16 protein-coding genes and 1 CRISPR repeat array are annotated in these 19,151 nt (G+C 37.1%); of the genes, 5 read left to right on the top strand and 11 right to left on the bottom strand.

Annotation, left to right across the window (positions count from 1 at the left end; translation table 11 throughout):
• Window positions 1–12: 12 nt before the first annotated feature.
• From A9G24_RS05295 to A9G24_RS05265, 7 genes are all read right to left on the bottom strand, one after another.
• Window positions 13–837 (bottom strand): DUF6708 domain-containing protein, encoded by an 825-nt coding sequence (locus A9G24_RS05295; RefSeq protein WP_065638101.1) that lies wholly within the window; start codon window positions 835–837, stop codon window positions 13–15.
• A 112-nt stretch (window positions 838–949) separates the two neighbouring features.
• On the bottom strand, window positions 950–1,783 hold the full coding sequence (locus tag A9G24_RS05290; protein ID WP_065638100.1) for a DUF6708 domain-containing protein: 834 nt from the start codon (window positions 1,781–1,783) through the stop codon (window positions 950–952).
• A 112-nt stretch (window positions 1,784–1,895) separates the two neighbouring features.
• Window positions 1,896–2,720 carry a DUF6708 domain-containing protein gene (locus A9G24_RS05285; protein WP_065638099.1) on the bottom strand — a complete coding sequence of 275 codons (825 nt, stop codon included), beginning with the start codon at window positions 2,718–2,720 and terminating at the stop codon, window positions 1,896–1,898.
• A 112-nt stretch (window positions 2,721–2,832) separates the two neighbouring features.
• The gene (locus A9G24_RS05280) at window positions 2,833–3,648 is read right to left on the bottom strand and encodes a DUF6708 domain-containing protein (RefSeq protein WP_065638098.1); all 816 of its coding nucleotides are present in this window, start codon (window positions 3,646–3,648) and stop codon (window positions 2,833–2,835) included.
• 112 nt (window positions 3,649–3,760) lie between these two features.
• On the bottom strand, window positions 3,761–4,336 hold the full coding sequence (locus A9G24_RS05275; RefSeq protein ID WP_141673074.1) for a DUF6708 domain-containing protein: 576 nt from the start codon (window positions 4,334–4,336) through the stop codon (window positions 3,761–3,763).
• Between the two features lie 59 nt (window positions 4,337–4,395).
• Complete coding sequence (locus A9G24_RS05270; RefSeq protein ID WP_065638096.1) at window positions 4,396–4,590, bottom strand: hypothetical protein; 195 nt, start codon at window positions 4,588–4,590, stop codon at window positions 4,396–4,398.
• A gap of 16 nt (window positions 4,591–4,606) precedes the next feature.
• The gene (locus A9G24_RS05265; protein WP_141673073.1) at window positions 4,607–5,476 is read right to left on the bottom strand and encodes a hypothetical protein; all 870 of its coding nucleotides are present in this window, start codon (window positions 5,474–5,476) and stop codon (window positions 4,607–4,609) included.
• Window positions 5,477–5,655: 179 nt separating this feature from the next.
• Between A9G24_RS05265 and A9G24_RS12815 the strand changes: the two genes are divergently transcribed.
• The 4 genes from A9G24_RS12815 (at window position 5,656) to A9G24_RS05245 (ending at window position 9,899) form a co-directional block, all read left to right on the top strand.
• Window positions 5,656–6,090 (top strand): hypothetical protein, encoded by a 435-nt coding sequence (locus A9G24_RS12815; RefSeq protein WP_176701165.1) that lies wholly within the window; start codon window positions 5,656–5,658, stop codon window positions 6,088–6,090.
• 66 nt (window positions 6,091–6,156) lie between these two features.
• Complete coding sequence (locus tag A9G24_RS05255) at window positions 6,157–6,669, top strand: hypothetical protein (protein WP_065638093.1); 513 nt, start codon at window positions 6,157–6,159, stop codon at window positions 6,667–6,669.
• A 583-nt stretch (window positions 6,670–7,252) separates the two neighbouring features.
• Window positions 7,253–8,713: a catalase gene (locus tag A9G24_RS05250; RefSeq protein WP_065638092.1), complete on the top strand. Its 1,461-nt coding sequence runs from the start codon at window positions 7,253–7,255 to the stop codon at window positions 8,711–8,713.
• A 316-nt stretch (window positions 8,714–9,029) separates the two neighbouring features.
• A complete protein-coding gene (locus A9G24_RS05245) occupies window positions 9,030–9,899 on the top strand; it encodes a PAAR domain-containing protein (protein WP_065638091.1) in 870 nt (289 codons plus the stop codon).
• A gap of 918 nt (window positions 9,900–10,817) precedes the next feature.
• On the opposite strand, the gene rlmB is transcribed toward A9G24_RS05245, so the two are convergent.
• From rlmB to purH, 4 genes are all read right to left on the bottom strand, one after another.
• Window positions 10,818–11,579 carry a 23S rRNA (guanosine(2251)-2'-O)-methyltransferase RlmB gene (gene rlmB, locus A9G24_RS05235; RefSeq protein WP_065638089.1) on the bottom strand — a complete coding sequence of 254 codons (762 nt, stop codon included), beginning with the start codon at window positions 11,577–11,579 and terminating at the stop codon, window positions 10,818–10,820.
• 7 nt (window positions 11,580–11,586) lie between these two features.
• On the bottom strand, window positions 11,587–14,004 hold the full coding sequence (gene rnr, locus A9G24_RS05230; RefSeq protein WP_065638088.1) for a ribonuclease R: 2,418 nt from the start codon (window positions 14,002–14,004) through the stop codon (window positions 11,587–11,589).
• 488 nt (window positions 14,005–14,492) lie between these two features.
• Window positions 14,493–14,881: direct repeats of the CRISPR family, unit length 28 nt; unit sequence TTTCTAAACCGCCTATACGGCGTTAAAG.
• Between the two features lie 239 nt (window positions 14,882–15,120).
• Window positions 15,121–16,410 carry a phosphoribosylamine--glycine ligase gene (purD, locus tag A9G24_RS05225; protein WP_065638087.1) on the bottom strand — a complete coding sequence of 430 codons (1,290 nt, stop codon included), beginning with the start codon at window positions 16,408–16,410 and terminating at the stop codon, window positions 15,121–15,123.
• Between the two features lie 61 nt (window positions 16,411–16,471).
• Window positions 16,472–18,064: a bifunctional phosphoribosylaminoimidazolecarboxamide formyltransferase/IMP cyclohydrolase gene (gene purH, locus A9G24_RS05220; RefSeq protein WP_065638086.1), complete on the bottom strand. Its 1,593-nt coding sequence runs from the start codon at window positions 18,062–18,064 to the stop codon at window positions 16,472–16,474.
• Window positions 18,065–18,551: 487 nt separating this feature from the next.
• On the opposite strand from purH, the gene A9G24_RS05215 reads away from it, so the two are divergent.
• Window positions 18,552–19,055, top strand: coding sequence for a CbrC family protein (locus A9G24_RS05215; RefSeq protein WP_065638085.1), 504 nt, complete (start codon window positions 18,552–18,554; stop codon window positions 19,053–19,055).
• Window positions 19,056–19,151 lie beyond the last annotated feature (96 nt).

The raw sequence follows: 19,151 nt of genomic DNA, 5'->3' as shown, positions 1-19,151 counted from the left end.
AGCTATTAAAACTTATTGTTTGACATGATGCCGTTGTTTAATTTCAGCGAGCTCTTCTTGCGATGTGGCATTAAACGCTTCAACCATCCATTCGGGCCAGCCTTGTCCTTTAATAATTTTTTCTTTAAATTGGGTTTCTTGTTCCCATTTGTATTTGCCATCGTTTAGGCCCGCTAATTTGTTAGCGCACATAAAGTTATTGACCCACCCCCAAACCAGATAACTGCCTATGCCAGCACGTAATGGGTCTAGCAATATATGGTCGATTGTTTTATGGGTATGGGGCTTGCATACCATTAATATGGTGGTGTTGAGTGAATATCGTGAAAAATTATGCACCACCACCCCTTGTAAATCTGCCCAATCATATTCTTTTATGCGTTTTTTATTGGGGTGCAAAAAGGTTAGTGGATTGCGTAATACTTTAAAATTAAAAAAATAGCTTTCATTGATATACACTTTACCCGTTTTACGATTAAAAATAATAGGGCTTCCTCGGCGTGTAAATAAGTTATGATATAATTCAGGAATCAGAAGATATAAAGCAACTAAAGAAGCAATTAATATCACGATGAAATTAATCATCAAAAAAATTTCTTTTCTTAATGCTAATTCTAAAATTAGCCCTATAGATAAGTAGATTAATGGTATTGAAAGGACAAAAGCAATAACTAAAATAAATGAATAAAAAATCTGATCGGATTTTGTTTTACGAATAAAAGCACAGTAGTTATCATTGGCATAGAGCAAGCGATCATCGGCACCCGTTAAATAGTTCCCGCCTTTATCTAAATCGCTTATCCAACCAAGAATTTGGGGTTGATATTGTGATGGCATTGTTTTGCTCCTTATTTTAAATTTTATTGTTTTTAGTCACGATTAATGGCACGCCTTCACGGTTATTGTAAAGTAGGCGGCGTTATCCTTTCCCGCCCTGAGCTATTAAAACTTATTGTTTGACATGATGTCGTTGTTTGATTTCGGCTAACTCTGCTTGCGATGTGGCATTAAACGCTTCGACCATCCATTCTGGCCAGCCTTGTCCTTTAATAATGTTGTCTTTAAATTGGGTTTCTTGTTCCCATTTGTATTTGCCATCGTTTAAGCCAGCTAATTTGTTCGCGCACATAAAGTTATTGACCCAACCCCAAACAAAATAACTACCTATGCCACCACGTAATGGGTCTAACAAAATGTGGTCGATTGTTTTATGGGTATTCGGTTTGCACACCATTAAAATAGTGGTGTTGAGTGAGTAGCGTGAAAAGTTATGCACCACCACCCCTTGTAAATGAGCCCAATCATATTCTTTAATGCGTTTTTTATTGGGGTGCAAAAAGGTTAGCGGATTGCGTAATACTTTAAAACTAAAAAAATAGCTTTCATTGATATACACTTTACCTGTTTTGCGGTTAAAAATAATGGGGCTTCCTCGGCGTGTAAAAAGATTATGGTAAAATTCTGGTAACATTAAATATAATGTAATAATAAATAAAACTAATATTCCTAGTAAAAGGGAAAAAATATATTTATCATCATCTGATTTTAATTGCATATTATCTACAATATCATATGCAAGAAAAGGAATAATAAACATTAATCCAATTGAAATTACTCCAGAAAGACATAAATAAAAAATCTGATCAGATTTTGTTTTACGAATAAAAGCACAGTAGTTATCATTGGCATAGAGCAAGCGATCATCGGCATCGGTTAGAGAGTTGCCGCCTTTTACTAAATCGCCTATCCAACCCAAAATTTGGGGTTGATATTGTGATGGCATTGTTTTGCTCCTTAATTTAAATTTTATTGTTTTTAGTCACGATTAATGGCACGTCTTCACGGTTATTGTAAAGTCGGTGGCGTTATCCTTTACCGCGCTGAGCTATTAAAACTTATTGTTTGACATGATGCCGTTGTTTAATTTCAGCGAGCTCTTCTTGCGATGTGGCATTAAACGCTTCAACCATCCATTCGGGCCAGCCTTGTCCTTTAATAATTTTTTCTTTAAATTGGGTTTCTTGTTCCCATTTGTATTTGCCATCGTTTAGGCCCGCTAATTTGTTAGCGCACATAAAGTTATTGACCCACCCCCAAACCAGATAACTGCCTATGCCAGCACGTAATGGGTCTAGCAATATATGGTCGATTGTTTTATGGGTATGGGGTTTGCACACCATTAATATGGTGGTGTTGAGTGAAGAGCGTGAAAAGTTATGCACCACCACTCCTTGTAAATCTGCCCAGTCATATTCTTTTATGCGTTTTTTATTAGGATGCAAAAAGGTTAGCGGATTGCGTAACACTTTAAAATTAAAAAAATAGCTTTCATTGATATACACTTTACCCGTTTTGCGGTTAAAAATAATGGGGCTTCCTCGGCGCGTAAAAAGGTTTTGATAGAATTCAGGAATCAGAAGATATAAAGCAACAATGCAAGCAATCAACGTAACTATCACCGTAATGAGCATAGCTGACTCAGTTATAGGACTTAAATCCAAAATCAATGAAAAACCTAAATATATAATGGGTATTGAGAGAATTAAAACAATTATAAGCATAAATGAATAAAAAATCTGATCAGATTTTGTTTTGCGAATAAAAGCACAGTAGTTATCATTGGCATAGAGCAAGCGATCATCGGCACCCGTTAAATAGTTACCGCCTTTGTCTAAATCGCCTATCCAACCAAAAATTTGGGGTTGATATTGTGATGGCATTGTTTTGCTCCTTATTTTAAATTTTATTGTTTTTAGCCACAATTAATGGCACGCCTTCACGGTTATTGTAAAGTCGGTGGCGTTATCCTTTCCCGACCTGAGCTATTAAAACTTATTGTTTGACATGATGCCGTTGTTTAATTTCGGCGAGCTCTGCTTGCGATGTGGCATTAAACGCTTCGACCATCCATTCTGGCCAGCCTTGTCCTTTAATAATGTTGTCTTTAAATTGGGTTTCTTGTTCCCATTTGTATTTGCCGTCGTTTAGGCCGGCTAATTTGTTCGCGCACATAAAATTATTGACCCAACCCCAAACCAGATAACTACCTATGCCGACACGTAATGGATCTAATAATATATGGTCGATTGTTTTATGGGTATTCGGTTTGCATACCATTAAAATAGTGGTGTTGAGTGAGTAGCGTGAAAAATTATGCACCACCACCCCTTGTAAATGGGCCCAATCATATTCTTTAATGCGTTTTTTATTAGGGTGCAAAAAGATTAGCGGATTGCGTAACACTTTAAAATTAAAAAAATAGCTTTCATTAATATACACTTTACCCGTTTTACGGTTAAAAATAATGGGGCTACCTCGGCGTGTAAAAAGGTTCTGGTAAAATTCTGGTAACATTAAATATAATGTAATAAAAAATAAAATTATGATCACCAATGGAAGAATAAGCATAGAGGCCGATTCTATCCATGTAAGCAAATATATTAATATAGGAATAATAAACATTAATCCAATTGAAATTACGCCTGAAAGACATACATAAAAAATCTGATCAGATTTTGTTTTACGAATAAAAGCACAGTAATTATCATTGGCATAGAGCAAGCGATCATCGGCACCCGTTAAATAGTTCCCGCCTTTGTCTAAATCGCTTATCCAACCCAAAATTTGGGGTTGATATTGTGATGGCATTGTTCTGCTCCTTATTTTAAATTTTATTGTTTTTAGTCACGATTAATGGCACGCCTTCACGGTTATTGTAAAGTAGGCGGCTTTATCCTTTCCCGCCCTGAGCTATTAAAACTTATTGTTTGACATGATGTCGTTGTTTGATTTCGGCTAACTCTGCTTGCGATGTGGCATTAAACGCTTCGACCATCCATTCTGGCCAGCCTTGTCCTTTAATAATGTTGTCTTTAAATTGGGTTTCTTGTTCCCATTTGTATTTGCCGTCGTTTAGACCGGCTAATTTGTTCGCGCACATAAAGTTATTAACCCAACCCCAAACAAAATAACTACCTATGCCACCACGTAATGGGTCTAACAAAATGTGGTCGATTGTTTTATGGGTATTCGGTTTGCACACCATTAAAATAGTGGTGTTGAGTGAGTAGCGTGAAAAGTTATGCACCACCACCCCTTGTAAATGGGCCCAGTCATATTCTTTAATGCGTTTTTTATTGGGGTGCAAAAAGGTTAGTGGATTGCGTAATACTTTAAAATTAAAAAAATAGCTTTCATTGATATACACTTTACCCGTTTTACGGTTAAAAATAATGGGGCTTCCTCGGCGTGTAAATAAGTTATGATATAATTCAGGAATCAGAAGATATAAAGCAAAAAAACAGGTGATGTTCATCAATAATAATACAATATCCATAATTTTTTCATCATTATTAACTGCAGGAGTCATAGTAAAAACGAAATAAAAATAAATACCTATGTAAAAAGAAAGACCAAATATTGATATAAAACAAATAAATAAAAAAACTGATCAGATTTTGTTTTACGAATAAAAGCACAGTAGTTATCATTGGCATAGAGCAAGCGATCATCGGCATCGGTTAGAGAGTTGCCGCCTTTTACTAAATCGCCTATCCAACCAGGAATTTGGGGTTGATATTGTGATGGCATTGTTTTGCTCCTTATTTTAAATTTTATTGTTTTTAGTCACGATTAATGGCACGTCTTCACGGTTATTGTATTGCACAATAATTTGATATTTTACAATATTAATCACACCTATTGTGCCAGCGATCCATTTATTGATAATAAGCCCATTTTGCACTGGCTCGTCGCTATTGGTTATTTTTTTATCAGTAAGATGATTCGCCGATGTGGTTAAAGTAAATTCGTCTGGCTCGTCAATTTTGCTATTATCAGGTATTGGCAGCCTAGTCAGTACGCCGATATTACGATCATACTTATCAAAATAGGCTTTTTTATCCGTCCAAACCAGATTGAGATTACCATAGTTTTTGCTGATGGCTAATAACGTTATTTGTTGCGAGGTGATATGGTATTTTAGATCGATATATTTTTCGGGCAATGGGTCTGGCTCGCTTTTTAGATTTGGGTAATCATTAATAAATAAGCGAATCATGGCGATTGCAGTTTCATTTTGATTGTATTTGGCAAAATCGGGAATATCCAAATAAAAATAGATATGCCGTTGAAATGGATTTGGGCCATCGGGATCAGGTACTCCTGTTGTTGGTGGTGTATGATATAGTGGTTTTAAACGAATAAAAGTTTGAATATTATAAACCATAATCGCATAGTCATTAAGCGCTAAGCCAAAACCCGCATGAGTTTTATATTCATCTTCGTGATAGGCTTGATAGCCTAAATAGTCCAATTCTTCTTGCTTGCCAAAGCAACAACGGTTTAACCAGTGTTGAATAGCCGTAAAATTATCGTACTTTTTACTAAACATAATCGCAAGTGAACCACCAACCATTAAAATAACCCCCACAATAGCAGTTATCCATGAACCAACTAATGCCTGTTCCCTATGCACATAGGGATAAACCGATTCATAAAAAAATTATTAGCGTTTTAACTGACTGTTCCCTATATACATAGGGATAAACCGTTCTAGCTGATACGCCTGCTATTAAATTTGCGCTGTTCCCTATACATATAGGGATAAAACCGCAGCTAACGCGGCCTATGCTGCTATGACAGGGATTCCGTATGTTGGGGCCCGCCTTGGGGGCAGCAGCTATTGCGGCAGGGATGGCTAATGTGTCGGCGATTCGATCTCAACCAACAGGGTTTATGACGGGTGGCTATACAGGTGATATAGCAAAAGATCAGATCGCAGGTGTTGTGCATGGTCAAGAATTCGTCATGAACGCAGCAGCAATTCAGCGCATCGGAGTAGGCAATTTGGATGCGTTGCAGCGTGGTGATATGAGCTGTTTACAACGTCCGCAAGTCGTTAATAACTACTCACAATCAACAACACAGGAAAGCACGCCGCAAACCGTTTCACCGACTATTAATATTGCAGTGGTGAGTGAATACGAATCAGCAGAGCAGTGGTTAGCAATGCAGGAGGGCGTGAAACGAATTATGCAGATAAACAGAGATAATGGGGAGGAGCTAGCAACGATTGTGAATGCATCCTAATAGTTTACTTTTAATTTAAAGTAACTTAACATAACAACAGTAATCATCATGTTAAGGGAATGTTAAATGTTTAAAAAATCATTAGTAGCAGTTCTGTGTTTATGTACTTTTTCTTGTTATGCATCAGAATCAGATATAAAGAAAAATTTTGGCGATTGGAGATTAACAATTTCAACCGACAAACTAACAGATAAGATAGCATATTTTGCGACAACAGAAGAGCCGAACAACGATCATCAATTAACATTCAATAATAAATATTATGCGTTCGTTTGTAAGGAAGGTAAATTAACTGAAGCAATTTCTGTAAACAATTTAATCAATATCGGTAACAGCAAAGTTAAACTAGATTTAAGAATTGATAAAGAAAAACCGTTTCAAAGAAACGCAATCATTTTAGGTGATATGGTTTTCAATGAAAATATAACAACGGAGGAAATTGAGCAGTTAAAAGGTAAAAATTCAATTTTTATCAGAGCGAATTCGCCGACCCAAACAATCGACATGGAATTCAGTTTGAAAGGCTTTGACGAAGCAATTCAGCCCGTTCTTGACGCTTGTAACATTGAGAGATCGTAATGATGTAATTTTAAAAAGTTGGTTTTTATCGTGAAAAACCACTGATCAATCGTGTTCCCTATACACATAGGGATAAACCGTGACAAAATCTTTATTTATAATTTATTGAAAGATTCAATAAATTATGTGATAACTATCATATAAATCAAAAAGTCATTAAACCTATTTGCCTTAAAGTAAAATAGCGATAAGCGCTTTGACTAAGATGTGATATACCGCGTATTTAAAGATGCACAAGAAAAAAGATTAAACGGTTTCGTATAAAATTTTCAATAATGTTTAGATGACTATTTAAACCATGCAGTATAAACAGTTCGGCATTTTCTAATGAATTATGTGATTTTTAAAGGCCTTATTGAAACAACTTTACGTTTTGCAAACCAATATTTATAAATCTCTAAATCAAAAATATTCTACTTGAAAAGTAAAATAGATTTTTTTAAAGTAGGTAAGATCATTTAAATATGATCTTTTTTATCACGCTCTACAAGTCCCAAACAAAGTCTCTGGGACACAATATTCAAAAAACAATTGAGTATTTATCCCTCAAGGCTTTTTTAATATCATATAAAGGAGTGTTGCAATGTCAGAAAAAAAAGAACTCACCACTAATAATGGTGCCCCAATAGCCGATAATCAAAACTCCCGAACTGCCGGTCCCCAAGGTCCTGTGTTGATAGATGATTTTCAGCTTATCGAAAAACTTGCTCATTTTAACCGTGAAAATATCCCTGAACGACGAGTCCACGCCAAAGGTTCTGGCGCACATGGTACTTTTACAGTCACCAATGATATCACCCAATATTCTTACGCTAGCCTATTTGCCAGTGTTGGTAAACAAACTCCAATTTTTGCTCGCTTTTCGTTAGTAGGAGGAGAGCGAGGCTCATCTGATACAGCGCGAGATCCCCGTGGGTTTTCAGTCAAGTTTTATACCGACCAAGGCAATTGGGATATTGTAGGCAATAATACCCCGGTATTTTTTATTCGTGATCCACTCAAATTTCCTGACTTTATTCATACGCAAAAGCGTGATCCCAAAACTAATTTAAAAGATCCACAAATGATGTGGGATTTTTGGTCTTTATCGCCAGAATCACTTCATCAAGTCACTATTTTATTTTCGGATCGTGGCATTCCTGATGGTTATCGTCATATGCACGGTTATGGTAGCCATACCTATAGCTTAATTAATAAAGATGGCATACGAACTTGGGTTAAATGGCATTTTCGAACCGAACAGGGGATCAAAAATATCCATCCTAAAAAAGCAACGGAAATAGATGGAACTAATCCTGATTCTGCACAAGAAGATCTGTTCAAAGCCATTGAGCGTGGGGACTATCCAAAATGGCGGCTTTATATACAAGTTATGACCGAAGAGCAAGCCAATAACCATCCTGAAAATCCGTTTGATGTCACTAAAGTTTGGTCACAAAAACAGTATCCATTAATTGAAGTTGGCGTGATGGAACTCAACCGTAATCCAGAAAACTATTTTGCGGAAGTTGAACAATCTGCCTTTGAACCAAGCAATGTGGTGCCTGGAACGGGTTTATCACCAGATAAGATGCTACAAGGCCGAATTTTTGCTTATGCCGATGCACACCGCTATCGTATTGGTACTAATTATCAACAATTACCGATCAATGCGCCAAAATGCCCTGTGCATAATTATCAACGCGATGGCGCAATGCGTTTTTATACCCCTGATAATGCCCCTAACTATGAGCCTAATAGCGTCGATAGCGCACCAAAACAGCAACCACAATATGCCGAACCGCCAATGCATGTCCCAGCAGGAACAATGGATAGGCATGATCATCGTGTGGATGGGGATTATTACTCACAGCCACGCGCACTATTTAATTTAATGAATCCCGATCAAAAACAACTGCTTATTGATAATATCGTTGGCTCAATGAAAAATGTGAAGCGGGACATTCAAATTAGACAGCTTAAACACTTCTACAAAGTGCATCCTGATTATGGCGCTGGAGTTGCCAAAGGATTAGGGATCGATGTTGACCTAATAAAAAGCTAGTACTTAAAATAACAATGCCGACTAACTTCGTCGGCATTTTAGAATGTTGGCTACAACTAGCGACAAAAAATACACATCGATAACGGCAAAAAATTTACGGAAAGCTTTCATCCACTGGGCTACACGGTATTATTTCTATAGATTATAGTTAAATTAGCCTACCTTTATCAAAATGGTTATATTGAGCAGTATAACTGCATGCGCTAAGCAAAATCACTTATTTTATTCATAAATCTCCATAATTTAAGATTGTTTTTTTATATCAATTTCATATAATTTTAAAAATTATGTATAAATATTAAACGGAGGTACTGTTATGAGTCAGCGGGTAGCTATTCTTGGCGATGATACCACGACTGGTGGCAAAGTAATTTCAGCATCGGGACAAGGTTTTTACGCAAATCAAGGTATAGCTTGTATAGGCGATTATGCATCATGCCCTAAATGTAAAAGTACAGGAAAAATTATTGAAGGCGCTTATAATTTTATCATTACAGGTAAACCAGCTGCTTATAATGGTTGCGTTATTGCATGCCAATGTACACCTATAGGTTGTAACAAAATTATAGCAACTAAAAGTACAATTTTTGTTGATGTAGAGAAAAAGAATAACGATAACAATCTAACCAATATGACCAATATAACCAATACTTTGGTTAGAGAAAATAAAATATACAATAATTTAACCAATCAAGCTAAAAACGACTCCCAGCAAGAGGTAGAGGCATATTTGTTTACTATGACTTATGCAGTTTCCATTTTGGGATATGATATTGTTAGACGTGATTCCCATTCCGCTCTATACCTTCATATCAAAGGTCAATCCCCATTAATTTTCGATCCTAATGGAGGCTATATGCGGCAATATCGAGGGCAAGCAGAGGCTTTTTATGATGATGGGAGCATTCCTTTTTCAATAGAAGAATTTGTAAAATACCATGTAGAAGATGGTGATTATGTTACTCAGCGTAAAATTACTTTAACACGTGAGCAAGCGCTCAATATTGAAGAAAGAGTGCTTAATGGAAACTATGCAACTCGCGGTGGTGTTTTGTATTGTGCATGGGCTATTTCATCTGTTTTGGATGAATACGGGGTAAAAGAGCGTTGTTTTTTCCCTTCATCTTTAGATAAAGCAGTTAAAGAAATTGAAGATAAAAAAAGGCTAGTCAATGAAAATCATTAAGCTAATTATTATATTATTGTTTAATTGTGTTGGAGGATTGTTAAGTTATCAATGGTGTTATCGTTTTATCAAAAGACAATACCATACACCTGAATATTATTATTTAATGTATTATGGATTGTGTTATTTCTGTTTTATTCTTATTTCAATCTTCATTTTAAACAAAATAAAAAAACCGTCAGGTTTAGTCTTTTGTGGTTTACTTATTGGCATTTTAATTAGCCTCATTTTTATAATTATTTATCAGTTAATTCAAAATCCTTATTTATATCAGCGTTATTTAATCAATTCGATTGGTATTGATTTGCTGATATCATCATGGGTTACCCTTAATTTTATAATATACCCAGTAATTTTATTGTGCTGTCATTACACGATTTTTGGGATTGAAAAAATACATGGGAAATTTGTTTTCAAGCAATGATAAATGTTTCCCATAGATAAAATACTAGGCAGTACTCACGAGTATAAATTACCTATTTAGGGTAATACATTATGGCGCGATCCAACACCATTTACTTCAACTCATTCAATAATTCTGAGTAATCCACTTTAGCAAAGTCCGTTACATCAACATTGAATAATGTCTATTTATATAATAAAAAATAAAACATTTTATGAAAAAGTATAAATAAGGATAATCAGAATAAGATCGCGACTTGTTAAAAAAGCATTTAACAATCTAAAAAACAATATTTTTTACTGAAACGTAGGGTTACCTGAAACTTTTTGACAAAATTATACTCATTTGTTTACTTAATTTTTTAAAGACAAATGAAAAATTCATGCTAATAAAAAAAATGTTTGTTAATATATTTTTACGATTGTTTTAATTAACCGTATTGAATCTCAACTAATCTATTGATTTAATATGAAAATTAAGTAGTTAGATAGCCAATACGGTTATAACCATCTAAATTAGGTTTTGATGGCTGATTTTTGCCGAACAATTTCAAATAAACAAACACCCGTTGCTACCGATACATTTAGTGATGACACGATACCAGCCATGGGAATGCTCACTAGTTCATCACAGTGTTCTTTGGTTAAACGGCGCATCCCTTCACCTTCCGCCCCCATCACCAAAGCAAGTGAAGTCGCTGTTGATGTTTTATAAAAATCAGTTTGATAAAGCGTTCTATCCGCCTCGCCAGCAGTGCCCACAATCCAAACTTGATATTCATCTTGTAACATTCGCATCGTGCGTGCTAAATTGGTCACTCTAACCACCGGTACACTTTCAGCCGCACCACACGCTACTTTTTGTGCGGTGGAATTAAGGGGTGCTGAGCGATCTTTTGGCACTATAATAAAATCCACACCCGCGGCATCAGCAGTTCTTATGCAAGCGCCTAAATTATGCGGATCGGTCACACCATCTAAAATTAAGATAACGGGGTTTGGCTGCCCTTCCATAAGTAAAGGAATATCATTTTCTTGATAACCTCGACTTGGTTTAACCATGGCTAAAATACCTTGATGTACCCCATTTTTAGATTTTTCATCTAACCATTGGCGATTAGCAATTTTCACTGGCAAGCCAAGTTGCTCTAATTGACGCACAACGGCGATAAGGCGTTTATCTTCACGCCCTTTAATAATAAATACTTCAATGATTCTTTCTGGCGAACGCGCTAATAATGCTTCAATGGCGTGCAGGCCATAAACTGTTTCACTCATTTATTTGCTACTCTTTTGTTTTATTAACTGATTTTGGTTTCGATTTGCTACGTTTTTTACTTTTAGCTTTCGCTTCAACTTTCGTGCTTGATTTCGCACTCGGTTTGGCCTTTTTTTTAGTACTTGGCTTAGCACTACTTTCGCTAGTTGATTTTTTGCGTTTTCGCTTAAGCGGCAAATCAGCATGCTGATCGGTTTGGGCTTGTTTAGACTTCTCTTTTGCTGTTTTACCTTGACGTTTTGGCTTATTATTACTGCCAACCAGCGAAAAATCAATTTTACGTTCTTCTGGATTAACATTATCGACTTTTACTTGCACTTTATCGCCTAAACGATAAGTAAAACGTGTATTTTCACCAATTAAACGATTGTGCGAAGCATCATAAATATAATAGTCGTTTTCTAACGAGGAAACATGCACTAAACCATCAATGAAAAAATCGTCTAATCGAACAAAGAAACCAAAATTAACTACGCTTGAAATCGTACCGTTAAATACTTCACCAACATGATCTTGCATATAATCGCATTTGAGCCAATCAACCACATCACGCACGGCTTCGTCAGCACGCCGTTCGGTCATTGAACAATGTTCACCAAAATAGAGCATGTCGCTGGTGGTATAGCAATGTCCGCCAGTCTTACTGGTTTTTTGCTGTTGGTCAGCTAAAATCCATTTAATCGCTCGATGTAATAACAAATCTGGGTAACGACGAATTGGCGAAGTAAAGTGCGCATACTCCTCAAGCGCTAAACCAAAATGCCCTCGATTTTCAGGATCATAAATGGCTTGCTTCATGGAGCGTAAAATTACCGTTTGCAACATATCATGATCGGGACGCATTTCAACCACCGTCATTAATTCGGCGATATCTTTCGGTTTTGGACTAGCGCCACCACCTAGCGATAAGCCAAGTTCACTTAATACACTGCGCAGATTGTTCATTCGATCTTCATCTGGCCGGTCATGCACACGAAATAATGATGACACTTGCGCATCAATCACTAATTTTGCTGCCGAAACATTGGCTAAAATCATACACTCTTCAATAATTTTATGTGCCACATTACGTTGTGCAAGCTCAATACTTTCGATACGTTTATCGGCATTAAAGATAAATTTTGGCTCATCTGATTCAAACCCTATCGCACCGCGTGCAATTCGTGCATTATCAAGCACTTTATATAATCCATACAGATTCTCAAGATGTGGCACTAACGCTTGGTAATGTTGACGTAACTCTTTATCACCCTCTAAAATTTTAGCCACTTTAGTATAAGTTAATCTAGCATGTGAATTCATCACCGCTTCGTAAAACTCATATCCTGTTAATCGCCCTTTGTTAGACACGGTCATTTCGCAAACTAAACATAAACGATCAACTTGTGGATTTAACGAACAAAGTCCATTAGATAATACTTCAGGAAGCATTGGTACAACTCGTGATGGAAAGTAAACCGATGTACCACGCAAGCAGGCTTCTTTATCTAAGGCTTTATCAGGTCTAACATAATAACTCACATCGGCAATCGCCACCCATAAACGATAGCCCCCACCACGATTTTTTTGGCAATAAACCGCATCATCAAAGTCCCGTGCATCTTCACCATCAATAGTGACTAAAGGCAATTGACGCAGATCTTTTCGCCCTTTTTTAGCACTTTCTGGCACTTGTTCGGTGAATTTGCTCATCTCTTTTTCAACAGCTTGTGGCAATTCATAAGGAATTTCGTGGTTTCGCAGTGCAATATCAATCGCCAAATTAGTCCCCATGATCTCACCAAGCACTTCTTTTATGATGCCAACGGCTTTTTGACGACGTTCTGGGCGTTGCTGTAACTCAACCACGACTACCGTTCCCATACGAACCGTGCGATCAGGTTTGCCCGCAATTAAAATATCAAAGTTTAAACGGCTGTCATCAGGCACAACAAAACCAACGCCTTGCTCAATAAAATACCGCCCAACAATTTGATTATTGCGCGGTTCTAAAATTCGTACAACCCGCGCTTCCATTTTTCCACGGTTTTTAGTGCCCATTGGCTGCGCTAAGATCACATCCCCTTGCAAGACTTTTTTCATTTGCTCTGGCGATAAAAAATAGTCTTCAAGGCGCCCTTCAACGCGTAAAAAACCAAATCCATCACGATGCGCAATCACACTGCCTTTAACCATATCAAACTTTTCAGGTAAGGCATAACATTTACGGCGCGTAAATACAACTTGCCCGTCACGCTCCATAGCCCGCAAACGACGATGCAACGCCACTTTTTGTTCTTCATCTTTAATGGCAACAGCTTGGGCAATCTTTTCTAAACTTGCCGGTTTTGCTTCTTGTTTAAGGTAATCTAAAATAAGCTCACGGCTAGCAATAGGGGAATCATACTTCTCAGCTTCGCGATCAAAAAATGGATCTTTTATCATAAGGAATATCCTGTGACTAATATTATCTCTAGCATAACATAGAGTGGTATAACTTAAAATGAAGATTCAATTTATAAACAAGCATCAAAGAGTTGTTAATCTATTTTAAAGTAGGATTGTGTCAGTATTCGATACTAGACTTAAAAAACGATAAGAATCAAAATCCCAAATAATGAGAACATTTTGGCCAAATTCCCTAAAAACCCCCGCGCAAGGCTGTAGAATGTGATCTTTGACTGCCCAGCGCAATTACTCGTATCATTCTGATACTTGCCTCTTCGAGGCCATCTTCGCTTTGCTTAGATGTTAGAATTTGTTCCAAACAAATTTGGCTCTCGGCGAAGCATAGCATAGCCTCGCCAAACATCCCTGTTTAGCGTGCTAAATGGCTATATTAGCGTCATATTCTGACACTGGAATAAGACAAACAACATAGCCAATTATTTTGGGAAGTTATTTTGTTTTTATAATTATCTTTATGATTTTATTTTAATTACCGCGTATACGGCGTTAAAGTACATAGGGATGAACCGTCCGTAAGTAATAACTTTCTAAACCGCCTATACGGCGTTAAAGAGAAAAAAAGAACGGGTTATCGTATTTATCTTTTTCTAAACCGCCTATACGGCGTTAAAGGGAATCGTCCTATTTATCTTATTCGGTCGCTGTTTCTAAACCGCCTATACGGCGTTAAAGGTAATATTAAAGGGTCTCTACCGAATGGACCCTTTCTAAACCGCCTATACGGCGTTAAAGCATTAGTGTTAATTAACTCAATTAAAGAAAAATTTCTAAACCGCCTATACGGCGTTAAAGATTAAGTGAATAATCACGACTCCAACCCGCTGGTTTCTAAACCGCCTATACGGCGTTAAAGAACTTAAGATTCGATAAGTCCTGCTGTATAAAGATAAACGACAATTTCATCTTTGAAAACCCTTTTTTTGAGCTGTTTTTTAATACAATGATTTTATTTAATTTTAAATTGTTGTAAAAAAAAGGGTTGGCACAGGTTTTAATTGAAAAAAATTCTTAAAAAAATAAATCAATACGTTTTCTGACTGATTTTTTGATAGTAGTTGGTTGTTTTTTTTCAAAAAAAACAACCAATCACCGCTAATTGTTTTGTTCACGTTCAATCGCACGATAACCAATGTCTTTACGATAAAAACAACCATGCCAATAGATATCTTTTATTTGCTCATAAGCACGCTGTTGCGCTTCAAGTATGGTATTGCCTAATGCGGTAACGCACAGCACACGCCCGCCATTGGTGTAAATGCGACCTTTTTCTAAACTGGTACCAGCATGGAAAATTTTGCAATCTTCGGTTGATTCTGCCGGTAGCCCAAGGATCACATCTTGGGTATTATACTCACCTGGGTAACCGCCTGCTGCTAGGACTACGCCTAATGCGGGTCTTGGATCCCATTTTGATTGTACGGTATCTAATTTACCATCAAGCGCAGCCAAACAGAGTTTGACTAGATCTGATTGCATTCGCATCATTATTGGTTGTGTTTCGGGATCGCCAAATCGGCAATTAAACTCAATAACTTTTGGATTACCTTCTTTATCAATCATTACACCCGCATATAAAAAGCCAACATAAACACTGCCTTCTTGCGCCATACCATTAACCGTTGGGTAGATGATTTCATCCATTATTCGTTTAAAAACAGTATCACTCACCACTGGTGCTGGCGAATAAGCCCCCATACCACCAGTATTTAATCCTGTATCACCATCACCAACTCGTTTATGGTCTTGGCTTGTTGCCATGGTTTCGACATTTTTGCCATCCACCATGACAATAAAGCTGGCTTCTTCACCATCAAGAAACTCTTCAATCACTACTCGGTGACCGGCATCACCAAAGGCATTACCAGCTAGCATATCACGCACAGCATCTTCGGCTTCTTTCACTGTCATAGCAACAATCACCCCTTTACCAGCGGCTAGCCCGTCAGCCTTAATCACAATCGGTGCGCCCTTTTCACGAATATAGGCAATAGCTGGAGCGACTTCGGTAAAATTTTGATATTCTGCGGTGGGGATTTTGTGGCGAGCTAAGAAGTCTTTAGTAAAGGCTTTTGACCCTTCAAGTTGTGCAGCGGCTTTAGTTGGTCCAAAGATTTTTAATCCCGCTTTTTGGAAGCTATCAACAATGCCAATTACTAACGGAGCTTCGGGTCCCACTATAGTTAAATCGATTTGTTCTTGCTGAGCAAAACTAAGCAAACCACTTACGTCGGTAGCTTTGATGTTGATATTTTCTAAGCTAGGCTCTAGAGAAGTACCAGCATTGCCTGGTGCAACAAAGACTTTAGAAACCAATGGTGATTGTGCGGTTTTCCAAGCAAGTGCATGTTCGCGCCCACCATTACCAATGACTAAAACTTTCATAAAAGATCCTTTAATGATGTCTTTTTAATAATAAACAAGGTCGCCCTATTAAGGTCTAAAATTAGTGCCTAAAATGGCGCATATGCGTAAATATCATTGCAATATTGCGTTCATTGGCCGCTTGGATCACTTCGTCATCGCGAATCGATCCACCGGGCTGAATCACACAAGTCACCCCTACTGCGGCAGCGGCATCAACCCCATCTCTAAATGGGAAAAATGCATCTGATGCAACAACAGAACCAGCAACGTCTAGATTTTCGTCTTGCGCTTTAATGCCCGCGATTTTTGCGGAATAAACTCGGCTCATTTGCCCTGCACCAATACCAATTGTCATTTTATTTTTTGCATAAACAATGGCATTTGATTTAACAAATTTAGCCACTTTCCAACAAAATAGCGCATCAGAAAGCTCTTGGTCGGTTGGCTTACGTTTGGTGACTACCGTTAATGCATCTGGCGATATCATGCCTAAATCACGATATTGTACTAACAAACCACCATTGACACGTTTAAAATCTAAACTTGCTGACGCTGATGTTGACCACTCACCACATTCAAGCACGCGCACATTTTTTTTAGCTTGAATGATGATGAGCGCTTCTTGGCTAACTGAAGGTGCAATAATCACTTCAACAAATTGTTTATCAACAATCGCTTGGGCAGTTTTAGCATCTAACGGTCTATTAAACGCAATAATGCCACCAAAAGCTGAAGTGGGGTCTGTTTTAAAGGCTTTTTCATAAGCGTTTAAAATGTTATCGCTAACGGCAACACCACAAGGGTTGGCATGTTTTACAATCACACAAGCGGGCTCGTCAAATGATTTTACGCATTCAAGTGCAGCGTCAGTATCGGCAATATTATTATAAGAAAGCGCTTTACCTTGCAGTTGCTTTGCCGTTGCAATCGAGGCTTCTTTGGCATCTTGCTCAACATAAAAAGCCGCTTGCTGATGGGCGTTTTCGCCGTAACGCATATTCTGTTTTTTAATAAATTGTAGATTTAACGTTCTAGGAAACTCACCCGATGGCTCATTGGTTTGCCCCATATAAGGGGGGACTAATTGCCCAAAATAGTTGGCAATCATGCCGTCATAGTTAGCTGTGTGTTCAAAGGCTTTAATAGCAAGGTTAAAACGATATTCAAAAGAAAGGGAATTTTGGTTATCATCCATCATGTTAATGATATTGGCATAATCATCACAATCGACCACAATGGCAACATCTTTATGATTTTTAGCGGCAGATCGCACCATCGTTGGGCCACCAATATCGATGTTTTCAACGGCGTCTTCTAACGTGCAATTGGCATTAGCAACCGTTTGTGCAAATGGGTAAAGATTGACAACCACCATATCGATTGGCGTAATTTGATGTTGTTGCATCACGTCATCATCAATCCCTCGTCGCCCTAAAATGGCGCCATGAATTTTGGGATGTAACGTTTTAACTCGTCCATCCATCATTTCAGGAAATCCGGTATAGTCAGAAACTTCCGTTACCGGTATCTGGTTTTCCATTAACAATTTTGCCGTTCCCCCTGTTGAAAGAAGTTCCACATTTCGTTCTGATAAGGCTTTGGCAAACTCTAAAATACCAGTTTTATCGGACACACTAAGTAAAGCACGGCGGATAGGACGAAACTGCTGCATGAGAGGGCTCCGAAGTTAATATCTAAAATCTTAGTTATTGGGCCAACATTATATATAAATTCAAATTAGATGTTTAGCATTAACTTGTTAAAAATGATCGAAACAGTTAAATGATAAAGTTTTACATTAATTACAGAATATATATTTTGAGGGTAGATAACTCCCTGTTCACTTTTTTCATTTTTTGTTTTCTATAAAAATAGATTGCATCACCGCCATAATCATCAACCCAAAATGATAAACTATGATTATGAGGAACGTCATAAGATAATCGTTGTATATTCCTGATGAATAATAACTAACAATGGTAAATTGCTAATATCCTATTTTTCATAAATAACCTTAGTATACGGTTTAAATGTCTGTTTCCACAATAATTAGTTAGTTAAAATCATTAATTAACATGCGGTAATATTTTATCATTTTGTATCAAACTAACGTAAGCTATATAATCATAATTACTATTACAATATTGAAGGAATTTAAGATGTGCCTGCCTACGTTTAAATATCATCCAAATGCATATCAACTCGATATTTTTGTTAATGAAGAGGGGATTTGTTCCGTTTGTAATCAAAAACGAACAATAAAATATAATTTGGTACCTTATTGTGTTGAAGATCCTGATTATATCTGCCCATGGTGTATTGCCGATGGGTCGGCTGCAGAAAAATATCAGGGTCAATTCAATGATAATTATGGTGTAGAAGATGTCCCGCCCGAAATGTTAGACGAAATAGTATTAAAAACCCCAAGTTATTCATCATGGCAACAAGAAGTTTGGTTATCACATTGTAATGAACCTTGTGCTTTTATTGGTTATGTTGGAGCCAAAGAAATTGAACCCTATTTTGATGAAATCTTAGATGATATCCAAGACTATCCCGAAGAATTGATAAAATCGTCTTTATCGAAAGACGGGGCGCTTGTTGGTTATTTGTTTGAGTGTGTGCAATGTGCTAAAAGAAGGTTGCATGTTGATTGTGATTGATTTTAATAACTCTATACAGAGTATCGATTTAATATGCAAAATTAAAATAAGAAATAATAGTGTGCAATATCCCACTGATAAAAGGAAATAACTAGG

It is taken from the genome of Gilliamella sp. App6-5 (assembly GCF_001690525.1).
Taxonomy (GTDB): domain Bacteria; phylum Pseudomonadota; class Gammaproteobacteria; order Enterobacterales; family Orbaceae; genus Gilliamella; species Gilliamella apicola_H.
This window is presented reverse-complemented; position numbering and strand designations above follow the sequence as displayed.

Excerpts from the sequence above, each read along its gene's own strand:
- A9G24_RS05215 (WP_065638085.1), top strand. The coding sequence starts at position 18,552 with ATGTGCCTGCCTACGTTTAAATATCATCCAAATGCATATCAACTCGAT.
- A9G24_RS05270 (WP_065638096.1), bottom strand. The coding sequence starts at position 4,590 with ATGCCATCACAATATCAACCCCAAATTCCTGGTTGGATAGGCGATTTA.
- rlmB (WP_065638089.1), bottom strand. The coding sequence starts at position 11,579 with ATGAGTGAAACAGTTTATGGCCTGCACGCCATTGAAGCATTATTAGCG.
- A9G24_RS05250 (WP_065638092.1), top strand. The coding sequence starts at position 7,253 with ATGTCAGAAAAAAAAGAACTCACCACTAATAATGGTGCCCCAATAGCC.
- A9G24_RS05285 (WP_065638099.1), bottom strand. The coding sequence starts at position 2,720 with ATGCCATCACAATATCAACCCCAAATTTTTGGTTGGATAGGCGATTTA.
- A9G24_RS05245 (WP_065638091.1), top strand. The coding sequence starts at position 9,030 with ATGAGTCAGCGGGTAGCTATTCTTGGCGATGATACCACGACTGGTGGC.
- A9G24_RS05275 (WP_141673074.1), bottom strand. The coding sequence starts at position 4,336 with ATGGATATTGTATTATTATTGATGAACATCACCTGTTTTTTTGCTTTA.
- purH (WP_065638086.1), bottom strand. The coding sequence starts at position 18,064 with ATGCAGCAGTTTCGTCCTATCCGCCGTGCTTTACTTAGTGTGTCCGAT.
- A9G24_RS05290 (WP_065638100.1), bottom strand. The coding sequence starts at position 1,783 with ATGCCATCACAATATCAACCCCAAATTTTGGGTTGGATAGGCGATTTA.
- purD (WP_065638087.1), bottom strand. The coding sequence starts at position 16,410 with ATGAAAGTTTTAGTCATTGGTAATGGTGGGCGCGAACATGCACTTGCT.
- A9G24_RS05295 (WP_065638101.1), bottom strand. The coding sequence starts at position 837 with ATGCCATCACAATATCAACCCCAAATTCTTGGTTGGATAAGCGATTTA.
- A9G24_RS05280 (WP_065638098.1), bottom strand. The coding sequence starts at position 3,648 with ATGCCATCACAATATCAACCCCAAATTTTGGGTTGGATAAGCGATTTA.
- A9G24_RS05255 (WP_065638093.1), top strand. The coding sequence starts at position 6,157 with ATGTTTAAAAAATCATTAGTAGCAGTTCTGTGTTTATGTACTTTTTCT.
- rnr (WP_065638088.1), bottom strand. The coding sequence starts at position 14,004 with ATGATAAAAGATCCATTTTTTGATCGCGAAGCTGAGAAGTATGATTCC.